Source organism: Paucilactobacillus suebicus DSM 5007 = KCTC 3549 (assembly GCF_001434475.1).
In the GTDB taxonomy this organism is placed as follows: domain Bacteria; phylum Bacillota; class Bacilli; order Lactobacillales; family Lactobacillaceae; genus Paucilactobacillus; species Paucilactobacillus suebicus.
This window is the reverse complement of record NZ_AZGF01000006.1, coordinates 96,063-109,821: the sequence shown is the minus strand read 5'-3', so window position 1 is coordinate 109,821 and position 13,759 is coordinate 96,063. Positions and strand designations below refer to the sequence as shown.

5 protein-coding genes are annotated in these 13,759 nt (G+C 41.7%); 3 read left to right on the top strand and 2 right to left on the bottom strand.

The annotated features are described in order from the left end of the window. Positions 1-335 precede the first annotated feature (335 nt). The 3 genes from FD16_RS04095 (at position 336) to FD16_RS04085 (ending at position 6,112) form a co-directional block, all read left to right on the top strand. Positions 336-1,787, top strand: a complete 1,452-nt coding sequence (locus FD16_RS04095; protein WP_010620959.1) for a hypothetical protein — start codon at positions 336-338, stop codon at positions 1,785-1,787. A gap of 36 nt (positions 1,788-1,823) precedes the next feature. Continuing rightward, positions 1,824-4,997: a mucin-binding protein gene (locus FD16_RS04090; protein ID WP_010620960.1), complete on the top strand. Its 3,174-nt coding sequence runs from the start codon at positions 1,824-1,826 to the stop codon at positions 4,995-4,997. A 176-nt stretch (positions 4,998-5,173) separates the two neighbouring features. Then, positions 5,174-6,112 (top strand): AEC family transporter, encoded by a 939-nt coding sequence (locus FD16_RS04085; protein ID WP_010620961.1) that lies wholly within the window; start codon positions 5,174-5,176, stop codon positions 6,110-6,112. Positions 6,113-6,371: 259 nt separating this feature from the next. Here FD16_RS04085 and addA read toward each other — a convergent pair whose 3' ends face one another. Together addA and FD16_RS04075 are read right to left on the bottom strand one after the other, a co-directional pair. Beyond that, the gene (gene addA / locus FD16_RS04080; protein ID WP_010620962.1) at positions 6,372-10,073 is read right to left on the bottom strand and encodes a helicase-exonuclease AddAB subunit AddA; all 3,702 of its coding nucleotides are present in this window, start codon (positions 10,071-10,073) and stop codon (positions 6,372-6,374) included. Next, on the bottom strand, positions 10,066-13,605 hold the full coding sequence (locus tag FD16_RS04075) for a PD-(D/E)XK nuclease family protein (RefSeq protein ID WP_010620963.1): 3,540 nt from the start codon (positions 13,603-13,605) through the stop codon (positions 10,066-10,068). Before FD16_RS04075 ends, addA begins: the two co-directional genes overlap by 8 nt. Positions 13,606-13,759 lie beyond the last annotated feature (154 nt).

The window sequence follows — 13,759 nt, the reverse complement described above, 5'->3', positions numbered from 1 at the left end:
ACAGTTCTCTGTACAGTAACAATCAACTTCATTAAAGCAGGATCATTCGGTTCTTGCCGATGGTCTTTTTTGTTTTCGCATTTTACATATTATGTAATTCGACTGTTAGCGATTGCAAAATAAGCATCAACAAGCTTATGCATTAAGACTAAATCATATACAGATGTATGTCGATACTCCCCATCTATCGTAATTTTCAATAATTTGAAAAAAATAGAGAAAAATTATCTCTATAATTTTAAAAGTGATGTTTATTCATTGTATAAAACAAGGTACAATGGTGGTATTAAAGCTATTATTAGCATTTTATGTAATTCGACTGAATAGGTGATTAAATGAACTATAATTTGTTTTTTGAGGAGGATGATTCGCTCTATTACGATATTTTGCAACAGCTTGTTCATAGTAACGAACAGAAAATATCTGAGCCACAGCTCCTTGAGCAAATGTCTTTAACCGCTTACAAATTGCATAAAGCGATTACGACGATCAACAATGACTTAATGAGCATTTCATCAACTCAGCATCCAGTATATCTTGACGAACCAGAGAAAGGCCTTTTACGCGGTAACCATCTCACAACAGTGGTGATCCAAAAAATAGGTCTAATCTACTTACAACGTTCCAACATTTTTTCCGCTTTTGAATACAACTACATTTATGATCATCAGTATTCAAAAACCGACTACATGAAGGAAAACTATATTAGCAACGCAACTTTTTACCATGCTGAAGGTCGCATGAAAAAAGTCTTGAAGCATATTGACTTCGGGCAGATCAATAATCCGAATACGAGTCCAGAGTACCGTGTTAGATTACATCTGTTTCAGCTCTACTACCCAGCATATAACGGCATCGAAAGTCCCTTTGCGGATCTCGATTCATTAATTGAAATGCTGGTAGATGAGTTGCAATCAGTGTGCGATATTCGCTACACACCAACGCAATTGAATAAACTGTCAATATTCCTAAAAATTTGGATTTTACGAATGAACGGTGAACATGAAATTGGGACAACGCTTCTAACACTATCAAAAAATGAATCTGCTGAACGCTTTGAAAGTGTCAGATCAATCATTGCCAGTGAATATTTGATTACAGCAAGCGATGATGAACTAGACTATCTGTACACATTCTTGTTGATTCAGGGTTACATGACGGCCCAACCTGCGACATTCAGCAGAGAAGCAATGCCCACCGCTCACAAGTTGACTGATCATTTCATGGAAATTGCCCACCAGGAAAAGTTCCTGGCCGATCCTGACAAACTAGACGTTTCGCCGTTACGAGACGAAATTTTCAAAATCAACGTTCAATTTACGACATTTTACGTTGAGCCAACAACCTTTGTTGATCCTAGTCAGGTAAGCTTTTTTCAAGAATCTTATCCAATTTTTGACGGCATTATCAGTAGGTTCATCAAAACCGTCCATAACAAACAAACTGCAATCATTTCTGATAAAGACTCAGTTAATTTGTACTTCAGTTACATGTTTGCGATGATCAATTCCATTCCAATGGATTGGATGGCAAGCCGCGTTCATATTTGCGTTGATTTCTCACAAGGGAACTTGTATACGAACTATATCGTTAAGACTTTGAATTCATTCAGCAATGCCAATATTAAGATTGAGGATCATATTACTGAGGATACTGATATATACTTATCAGACTTTTACTCCAGTTTCATTTCGCAAACGCAGATCACATGGCTAGATCCGCCAACGCCAACTGACTGGTCACAACTGGCTGACACGATAATTGCCATTAAGAAAAACAAAAACTAGTTAGGCATCAGCAGCACTCTTAGGGGGAGGTTTATTATGAATCATCAACATCAATTACCACAATCTGACAATCATATTCCCGCTTGGCTAACAAGTGGATTGATTACTGTTTCGACCCTTAGTGCGCTCGTTTTAGCCCAACCCGTGCTTGCTGATACTTCAGATAATAACAGTGCTACAAACAGTAGCGTGATCACAACAACAACTAATTACGGTTCAAACCTGACCGTCACAACCAAGGTTTCAGTACCACAAAATGGAAGTTCTACAAGTGAGAGTTCAGCATCACAAACTTCCTCAAGTGCAACACCGGCCGCTAATGATTCAAGTAGTGTGGCCACCCAAGTGTCAAACGTTGGATCAAGTAACGTAACAGCTACCAACAGCAGTGCAGTCGCCAGTTCCTCTACTTCGACTAGTTCAGACTCTGCATCTTCAGCCATTGGTGGTGAATCACAAGCTGCAGCCTCGGCCAGTTCATCTAGCGATAGCCATGTCTATAAAAATTTCGACGAATCCGGCATTACTACCCAGCGAGTAATTCACTTTGAAGACGTTCCAGAGGGCGCCGACAGCACGATAGTTGATCAAGTCGAAACCACTAAATGGTCCAGTGATTATGATGCAAGCACTGGTGTTACCACCTACACACCGCAACAAGACTATGTCCAGTACGCATTTAATCCACCTGCAGGCTACTCGGCCACATCATCCGGTGTCGTTTTAACCTCTTCTGGCAGTAACGATATTGTGCCAGCCGAAGATCTCAACGCTGTCACAACTTTACCAGCCGATGAGAACATCAATATCACGTTTAAGTCAGATGAAGACTCATCTGACTCCGATAGTTCATCTGATCAGTCTTACATCACCACGGAAAGAGTGATTAAATTTGAAAATGTTCCTACTGGATCTGACGATACAGTTGTTGAACAAGATCAGGTCGTTAAGTGGGAAATCCAAACTGATAGCACCACTGGAATCACAACCTACATTCCTCAAGCAACGGAATACCATCAGTATCTTTTCAATGCTGTTACCGGCTACACGGCATCTTCATCAGACACTAATCTGATCGATGAAATAGCATCAAATAGTTATGTGGTTCCTGTAGAATCTCTGAGTTCGACCACCACTCTGCCAACTAGCAGTGTTGTGACGATTAGCTTCACAGGCACCAGCAATAACTCAAGTTCGAGTTCGGATAACAACGATAGCTCATCTGGTCAGACCTCTGATCACGTCTACAAAGACTTTGATGAATCAGGAATTACTTCTCAATTGGTAATTCATTTTACTAATGCCCCTGATGGATCAAATCTGACCGACGAAGTGGAAACAATTCGCTGGTCATCAGATACTGACCTTACCACCGGTGTAACAACCTACACCCCAGAAACTACTAGTTATCCAGCATATTCGTTTAATTTACCCACTGGTTACACAATCACTTTGACTGGCGCTAATCTGACAATTGCTAATGGCGTTGCTACGATTGACGCTACCGGAATTGGTGCAACAACAAGCTTACCTAGCAACACTCAAGTTTCAGTTAGTTTTGCTGCAGAGCTAGATCAGCACGTGTACAAAGATTTTGATGAATCTGGAATCACGACTCAACGCACCATTCATTTTACAAATGTTCCCGCTGACTCTGATTTAGCAGACGTCACCGAAACAATCCGTTGGGCCACAGATACCGATTTGACAACCGGCATCACAACTTACATTCCCGAAAGTAGCAGCTACGGCGATTACTCATTCAGCCTGCCAACTGGATATACTGCTAGTTCCAATGACGCTAATCTAACGTCTACAGACGGTACGGTCACAGTTGGTCAAAGTGGTGTCACCGAAACGACTAGCCTACCAAGTAATTCAGAAGTATCAGTTAGTTTTGATTATGAAGAGGTCACTGCCCAGTTAACGTTGGTTGACGATGATGAAAATGGTAGCACCATCAATTCATACACAATCACTGGTAACTATGGTCACAATACCAGCCAGACAATTAGTATTCCTAAGGGATATACAGTTGATGCGTCAACATTACCAAGCACGGTAACTGATCTGGGTGGCACATCACTATCTTTCCGTGGCATTCTCAATGAAACTGGCAATGTTGTGGTCCACCTCATTCACCAAACTACTACAGTTAGCGGTACTTCAGCCGATGCAACTGCAGCACAGAAAAAGGAATTCACCGTTCAAGTCAGCGATGGTAATAACCATACTGCCACTGAAACTTTACTATTTGACCGTTCAATGACCACTGATTTAGTTACTGGCAACGTCACATACGGCGCCTGGGAGGCTGAAAGTTCACTAATGCCAATGGTTGTTGGTACAACGACTGTCAGTGGTGACTACGAGACTACAGATGGTCAAACTATCAGTAGCGTAATCAATGACTTCCTCGCAAATTCTACCAATAACAATGGAACTCTCAGTATTGAACTAGCCTCATCAACCAACAATTCTGGCTCGGATAATAATTCCGGTACCAGTACTAATAACGGTGGGACTGATACATCGACAACACCTGGCGATAATGATCAGGGAAACGGAAACACAAGCACATCTGAGCCAGGACAGGATAATGATAGCAACCCAACAACCAGTAACAACGACAATCCTCAAGCAACTGTGGATTACGTTGATCAAAATGGTCAAAAGGTTCTCTCACATACTGTTACCGGTGAAGTTGATGCACCAATTTCATTTAACTCAATTAACCAACAAGTAATGCTTGTTCGTAACGGATTCAGGGTTGTAAGTGACGAAACTGCACGTCCAATTAACTTCACTGTTGCGCCACAGCAATTTACAGTTCGGGTTAAGCAACAAGCTGCTAGGGTTGCAACTGCTGCTACTTCAATGAACCGCTACAGTCGTTTCTTCCCTGCCGCTAAGCCTCAACAACAAGCAGCCGCAAGTAAAACAGCTGACAAGACAAACTCAAGTGATAGTAAGAACAAACAAAACCGTGGTAAATCAGACAAAACAAGTGAAAGCACCGAGGCACTTGATGCAGCAAGAATGGCTTCCATGGCTAGTCACCAAAAAGTCGTTCCATCAGGATCCGATGATAGTCAACATTCTGGCACAGTGGCTCCCGGCGGCGGTTCAGACTTCTCATCTGAACTTGGCCAATTCTTCATTAGTTTATCCGGCAAGATTAATTTCGGATATAACTCGGACATCAAGTAATTCGAACAGCACAAAAAGTTCCTTCTCCGAATAGGTGAAGGAACTTTTTCAGATACAATTAATGTATAACCTTCACTCATATAAATAAAACTTATCATCCTGATTGATTTGACTATGAGTTTAGTGAATCTCTACAATAGCATCATCAAGTATTTTATAGAAAGGAGTCAGCAATCGTGGATATATTTCTTCATGCCGTCAGCGGTGTGTTTGTGATTTTGGGCATGATCGTCGTTGGTTACTTTTTATCACGAGCAGGTTGGTTTGACGAACACAGTAAAACCTTAATTGCGAAATTGGTGACCCAACTAGCATTGCCATGCTACATGTTAAGCACTATCATGTCAGACTTTACAACCAAAGAACTAAAAGCGCTGCTCCCAGATTTAAAGTTTCCAATTATCTCAATGTCTGTACTGTTTGTCGTTGCGGTAATTGTTTCGCGTATCCTAAAAATCAAGCAAAACCATCGTGGTCTCTTTGAATCAATGTTCTTCATTTCCAACACAGTTTTCGTTGGATTAGCAGTAAACGTTGCCTTGTTTGGTGAGCGTAGTTTGCCATATGTCTTAGTTTATTACATGGCTAATACCACCTTTTTCTGGACTCTTGGCGTTTATTTAATTGGCCGAGATGGTGGTAAAACAGGCCACTTAGATGTTAGGCAAACGTTAAAACAAATCTTTTCGCCACCATTATTAGGCTTTATGCTGGCGGTCGTTTTGGTACTGTTCCACGTGAAACTACCAACATTTTTAATGTCAGATTTCCGTTACATTGGCGGTTTAACCATTCCATTGTCGATGATTTTCATTGGAATTGCTGTCCAAAGCGCTGGCATCAGTCATGTTAAATTTAACAGAGATAATTTAGGAGTTCTGTTTGGTCGTTTTCTCCTTGCGCCAGCCCTGATGAGCTTGCTGGTTATTCCATCATCCATGCCGATATTAATGAAACAAGTTTTCATCTTGCAGTCTGCAATGCCGGCAATGACCAATGCGCCAGTGGTTGCCAAATTGTATGGAGCAGATTCAGACTACGCCGCCATTATGGTCGCGGAAACCACCATTTTAAGTTTGATTGTAATTCCGGTATTGATGCTGATAATGAATTAGAGCGTGGAGAAACACGGGGTGAGACTGTAGAATAAGGAGATATTGAAGATTAATCGCGGGGTTGGCGGTTGATTTTCAATATCTCCTTATTCTTTAAGTCTCAGTGTTTCGGAACGCATTTCGACTATCTAGATAGTAACGGCAGCCTTAATCTGCTGAAATTTACATAAAGAAATAAAATACATCAATGGTATAGTTTTATTGCTTCTCTGACACTCCATCTTTGTGGCCGAAACGTGAAACGAACCACAGATGCGTCTCACTCTAGTTCTACGGTTCCCGCCTCCAACAAATACAAATACTTGTGTACCACGGGCTTGCCCGTCATATTTTTCAGTGCCCTAGCATATAAATTAACTTGGCCACGATATCTATCTACTACCTTCTGAATCGAAATTGGGTTATCTGGAATAACGTGATCAGTCTTGTAATCAAACAACACCAGCCCCTCATCCGTATCAAAATAACCATCGATAATCCCATGAATCAATATTTTTTCATCTTCAGACGTTAACTGTGTAAATAACTGATTACCATTTAACAACATTGAAAATGGTGCCTCGCGATACAGGCTATCATGGTGTTCAACCACTTGTTTCCCCAGCGGTGTGTCGAAGAATCTTGATACTTCATCACGATTTATTTTAGTAGCAACCGCATTGGAGATGACACCAGATAATTGCAGCCCCGCAATTACCTGTTCAATATCATCAGAAGTCGGACGCTGTTCAACATCTAAAGTCTGTAATACCAAATGCGTAGCCGTCCCAATCTCGGTTGGAGATGCGGTTTCATCATGATGAACAAACTGCGGCTGGCCAAAATCACTCTTCACGTAACGGCCCTTGGAACGAGCCTGCGGATTTAGCTCCAACTGAATCAATTCATGATTATCTGGATCCTCAAATAATCGCTTAATTTCAGATACAGATTGGTACGCAGTGGTCATTGTGGCTGCCTGATGAGGATACTCAAACTGCATAACTTGCGTTATCGCATCTCTCTCTTCACCAGACAATTTAGATGCATCAACTTTTTCAAACTGATCATCAACTGAGGTGTCATCATCTTGTTTCCCCAGTTCACCAGTTACCAAATCCTCGGCTGTCATCACGGATACGTTGAACGTGGTGGAATCTTTTCCTAGTCCGTACCATGGTTCATCATTGTCCATCAGCTCACTATCAAACTGAGGATGACGAATTAAACTCATACCGATCCAATCCATAAAGTTATTAGATTTTTCACGAAGCTGATCCGGTAATAGCAATCGCTGGCTTTGGAATGCTCGCTGCCATTTTTCAATGGCCGCCCGTGCTCCGTCATAGGAACCAGTCACAATTAATCTTTGTTCAGCCCGAGTTAGTGCCACATAGAGTAGTCGCATTTCTTCAGCCTGTGCTTTTTTATTAATCGTATCCTGCAAGATTTGTCGTTGCAGTGTTGGAATGCGGACATTATCATCACGCAAATAGGTAATACCAATACCATTATGAGCATCTACTAAACAACTACGCTTGGAATTTTCACGGTTAAATCGATGAGTTGCATCAATTAGGAAAACGACTGGAAATTCCAATCCTTTACTACCGTGAATCGTCATAACGGATACCGTGTTACTTGAAGTTTGCGATGGTGCCTCCGCCAAATCCTTGTCTTTTTTTTGCATCTGTTCAATAAATCGGACAAACTGGAAGACACCCTTAAAACTACTCTGTTCATATGACGCCGCCCGCTGGTATAGCGCGTGCAAGTTTGCCTGCCGCTGTTTACCACCAGGCATCCCCCCGACATAGTCAAGAAAACCAGTTTCGTTGTAAATCGTCCAAATCAATTCTACCAATCGATTCTGATTAGCAATCAATCGGAATCTCTTAAGTCGCTCCAGAAAGCGGACAATTTTATCGTGTAATTGTGAAGCAAATTCATCTTCTGGTTCGCTGTTAGCGAAACGCTTAATTGCACCATAATAGTCATCAGTTTTATCCTGAATTCGCAAGTAGGCTAATTCGTTTTCGTCCAAGCCAACCATTGGTGAGCGCAAAACGGCAGCCAACGGAATATCTTGATAGGGATTATCAATAATCCGTAGCAAGGCCATCATAATTCGTACTTCGGTTGCTTGAAAATAATTCTGAGCATCATGAACCGTAACCGGGATATCAAGGTTGCTAAACTGTTCGATAATTAGATTATTATTATGTTTTGTGGCCGCTAGTAACGTAATATCACCGTACGTGATCGCGCGCTTTTCTTTGGTCTTACGATCATAAATTTGTTCCTGATTATCGACCATTTTTTTAATGCGCAAGGCCACCATTTGAATTTCACCAGTTAATTTATCGTCTGGTTCTAGGTGTGGCAGCTTTTGTTCCAGTGCAGATTCCTCCTTATGTTCGGAATCAAACAGCATTACTTCTGCGGGAACCCCTCGTTTTGGGTAGTACTGAGCACCAAATTTCAGATGAGCATCGTCATCGTAATTCATTTCACCAACCTGTTCATCCATTAGTTGTTCAAAAATTAGGTTAGTAAAATCGGTCACATTATTAACTGAGCGGAAATTTTCAGCTAGCACAATTGCTTCACCATCGCTCGCAGTATTAGCCCGATACCGATTGTATTTTCCCATAAACAAACTTGGATCTGCTTGCCGGAACTGGTAAATTGATTGCTTAACATCACCGACCATAAACATGTTGCCAGGATTATCTGTCACAAGTGTCTGCAAAATGCTTTCCTGTAACTGGTTGGTATCTTGATATTCATCAACCATGATTTCATAGTAGTGATCCTTCAGTTGAGCCACTACTGCCTGGCCATTTTCACTCTGAGTAGTCAAAATCTGCAGAGCATAGTGCTCTAAATCACTGAAATCCAGCACATGACGTTGCTGCTTCTCAGCCTGGTAGGCTTCACGGTACTGCTTCACTACGTCAACCAACGTTTCGATAATCGGTTTGACCTGACTTGAAATATTGCGAAGTTCATCTTCACTCAAAGCAAAGTATGACTTAGCTAAATCGGTAAAAGCGTCCTTAGCCGTTTTTCTCAATGCTTTAATTGACTCGAAATCAGCTGCATCTTCACCCTTTGGGCCAGTTAACCGTTTGAATTCTGGATGAATCATCAAGGTACGTAAATCATCCCAAGTGCCATCACTAGCAACAGATTGAACATGTTTAGCCTGCTGATACTCAGCGTCCAGCACCTTAATAACTTTGGCAAACGCATCCCCGCCGGCGGCACTGATCGCATCATCCAAATCTGCTTGAATTTGAGACATTGTACTGTCGATAATTGGCAACAGCTGTTGCCGATATAAGTCAGACTGAGTGAACGGTTCGTTCCCTAAGTCGTAATCATTTGGTAATTGATCCAGCCATTCCTGTGGTTTGGGTGTCGCAGTCGCATAACCGTCGAGCATGTTAACGACATCGGTAAGTCCATCATCGCTACGATCACTGGAAAAATTACGTGTTAACTGTTCAAACGACTCGTCGTTACTTGCATATCGTTCTTCTCGCACATCGTCCCAAACTGCCTCACGCAGGAGGATTCCTTCCGTGCTGTCAGTCAGTAAGCGAAACTGCGGATCTAAATCAATGAGGTAATAATATTCCTTAATTAAATGCAGACAAAATGCGTGTAACGTACTGATATCAGCAACTGCCAAGCGATTAAGTTGTTTCTTCAGATGCTTTTTAATTTTCGCATCATTAGTACTATTAATCGCATCCTTCAACGCCTGGGCGATTCGATCTCGCATTCCTTTAGCCGCAGCATCCGTAAATGTCACAACCAGCAGTCGATCAATACTCTCACCACGCAAAATTTTTTGAATCACGCGTTCAACTAATACTGAAGTCTTACCTGAACCGGCAGATGCGGACACGAGAATATTTTGACCCTGATCATCGATCGCTTGTTGCTGCTTCTCGGTAAATTGTGTGCTACTCATCGTCATCCTCCTCTGCAAGTTTATCGAAGACGTCCTTTGGCTTCAGGCTGTCTAGCTGTCGATAATTATTTTCTTTAAGCATGTTATCAAACTGGAATACATCCAGATAGGGTGACATTTGCAGTGCTGTTCGTTGGTCCGGCCACTTCACCGGATTCAAGCTAACTTGGCCGTCAAAAATTTGATTGGCGGCATTAATAATCCGTTCCTTATTCCGTTTAAGCAACATGTCCAGCTGTTCATCGGTTACCAAGTATTCACTGCTGAAACCTTTCTTGGTTTTTCTAAACGGATAGATAGCTGAAAAACCGTAATCATCTTCTAATTGGCGATCTAAATCATCAAGTAAATCTTGATCATTTAACAAAATCCCCTTGTACTTATGTTCCTTCATTCTCGCTTGATCAATATCGTCACCAATTTTATCCAGCGACAGCTTGGGATCAAAAATATGCATATATAGTGCGCCGGCTAACTGAGCTTTTTCACTAGTGTCCAGTTTGGTGATATTCTTTTGGACAGCGTTTAAGTACGTCAGCATTTGCATTGCTAAACCATAGTAGGCATCACCAAAATTAAATGAATGATCGCTTGATTTATAATCAACCACGCCAAGATAATCACCGTTTTGAGTACTCAACTGGTCAATTCGATCAATCTTACCACGAACCCTAACTTGTCGATTATCAGCTAAATCGAAAATCAGTGCATCTAGTTCCTTTTGATCCTGAATTTGACCAAATAACACTTCAGTTTGAACCGGTTTAGCAGGAGTGTATGCACTTTGTTGCTTTAAAGTACGACCCATTTGGTGAATTGTTTGCCTCAATTGCTTAGTTAAATACTTCATCCGAGCCGAACTAGCCAAAATCATAAATTGCGGCGCCTGACTAATATTATCAACAACCTGATTGATTAAATCATCAAGCTGATCATTAGTGATCTCGTTCAAAGTCAGGTGTTGCTGATTAATCCGCTTAATTAATTGGTCTAACGACGAGTGGAAGAACTCTCCGGTATTAGCCGGTGTCAGCTCAAACATATCACGCTCTTTCAATTTCAGACCAAATTCAAGAAAGTATTCATACTGATTTTGATAAAATTCTTCCAGCTTGGAAACCGATGTATTAATAACGTCCCCGTACAGTCCCTTCACAATTTCAGGACGTAACTTAACCGGCTGATTCTGATAATGCAGACTGGCCATCACCGTTTGGACTTTATCGAAAGTTTGTGGATCGTTTGCCAGTTGTTGGTAAATGAATCTCCATTTTAATGGCACGGTTTCATGCAAATCGGCAGCTTGTCGACTAACCTGAACCAGTGAGCTAAGCGTTGCATCAGCCGATCCAACGTATGGTGCAATTTTGCCGTCATCCAGTTGTGGCACTTGGTAGTAATGCCTTGTGGTTATTCCAAAATAGCTCGCAATCGAAGTAACATATGGTGAAGCCTGGACCGCTTCTCCATCATCGTCCAGCTGTGGATATGATAGATAGAGTCGTTCACAGCCACTCATAAATCCGAGATAATTGACAAATGGTTCATTAGCCAGTTGTTCCACGTTATCTGCAGGTAAGAATTGATCATCAGTTAATTGTGGCTGTAACGCCTCTTTATCAGCATCCGTTAATAAACTTTGGCTCGTACTAACAGTTGGCATTGCCGAATCAGTGGCGCCAATCATAAACGTAATTTTACGTCTGTCACTTTGCACGATACCAGTTTCAGAAACTGTGACCTGATCCAAAGTTGATGGAATCTGCGAATAACTGGCCGCACTAAATCCTGCCTGCAATAATTCACGAAAATCGTCAGGATTAAACGGCCGATCTCCCAAAATCGTGACATATTCATCTAAAATATTGCAAAATGTTTGCCAAACTTGCTGGGGTTGCGAGGCAGCATCAAGTTCACCAGCTTCTAGTTGACGGTTTTGCCAAACATTTAATTGCTCGGTCACACCAGTTTCAACCATGAACTGATATAACGCCAAGGCTGCTTCACGACCGGTTGTGGCATTTTCAAGTTGGTCAAACAATGGTGGCAAACTATTCTTCACAAAGTGGCGAATCATGTTAATTTGCTTGGTAACTCGCTCTACTTTCTGACTTTGGGTCGTGCCGGTGTCGTTATTGCTAAATTGGTAATACTGCCAGTCATCATCACGTAACCAGTCATCACCATGCAATCCGGTTTTAAGTAACCAATTTTCAGTTAAAAATAAGCTGGATTCAAACTCAGAACGGGCAATAAACTCACCATTTTTCCTAGGAAGTAACAGACCTGTTTTTAGCAACTGCATTAAATCATCATAACGATAGTAGTGCTGTTTAACCGCAAATAGTGCATCCAAAAATAAGACCAGTGGATGGTCATCCATCATCTTTTCATGGTCATTGAACGCTGGAATATTGTATTGTTCAAATACCGGCTCTAAAAACGATGAATATGCGTCTAACCGCCGTGCCAGTACCAAAAAATCGCGATAACGGTACTTACCGCTAGCAACCAACTGTCTAATTTGACGTGCAACTTGTTGCAATTCAGTTAAGCGACTATCGCCAGTGAAAATCTGCAAATTTTCAGGGTGAGTAACAGGTACGCGATCAATCATCGCCATTTTGGTATCAGCTATCCAAAACTTATCGAGGGCCTGTATTTCATGGCTCACTCGTACTTGATTGGCATATTGATCTCCTAAAAACTCGACGTTTTGATCAACCGCCTGCTCGTACAGATGATGATAAACCTTGCCTGATTCAAAGAAGAGACTATTAACGTCAGGATCTTCATGCGGTGACGCCTGATCAAGGTCCAAAGATACAATGACAGAACTCGCATTTTTGATAATTGCAGACACAATCTTTTGCTCATTAGCAGTGAATTGTGAAAAACGAGCTAAATAAAAATGAGCCTGGCCAAAATCATTTTCTTGCAGGTATTTTACCAATTGGTCATAAACTTCAGCGTTACCCAAATAGCGACCAAGTAGCGCCTGCTCATATTCATGGTATACCAACGTTAAATCGTGCAACTTGGACGAAAACGTCGGGTTAGCTGACGTAATCTGTTGAGCCATGTGTGCCAAATCATCAGCGGTAATATTAGCCTGTTTCAATTGTTCAAGTTGCCCCACTAATTGAGCAACAAACCCTGGATGATGCACTTCTCCCGCAAATAACCGGAGTTCTCCGGCGTGGTCGCTGATGATTTGATAGACCAGCATCGACATCCCCGTTGTCGAGATTCTTGGCACTTGACAGGCTGGCGTGTTGCGCAGTAAATACCACGCTAGTCGACTAAATGACAGCACTTGCAGCTGTGACTGAGCGAATCCCTCCTGATGATCATCACCATCAGACTTAGACAGTTCATCCATAATATTAATTTCAGACTCAAACTTAATATGGTTTGGTACCAAGTAAAAAAATTGATCCGTTGGGTGTTCGTGCATGTCACGAGCTAATTGGTTAACCATTACGGACCGGTGATCCATTGCGGCCGTGCCTAATATAAATCCTAAGCTCATGGGCGCCTCCTATTTTTATCGTTATATATGAAATCTATTCTAACACGTGCCGATTGGGGATTGGGTGTTGGATGTGTGTGTTTAGATTTTGATTTCTTGTTGCAGTTTTTTTGCTGCGGTTTTGATGAAACGTGCTTTTAGAGGGCAGACGCCT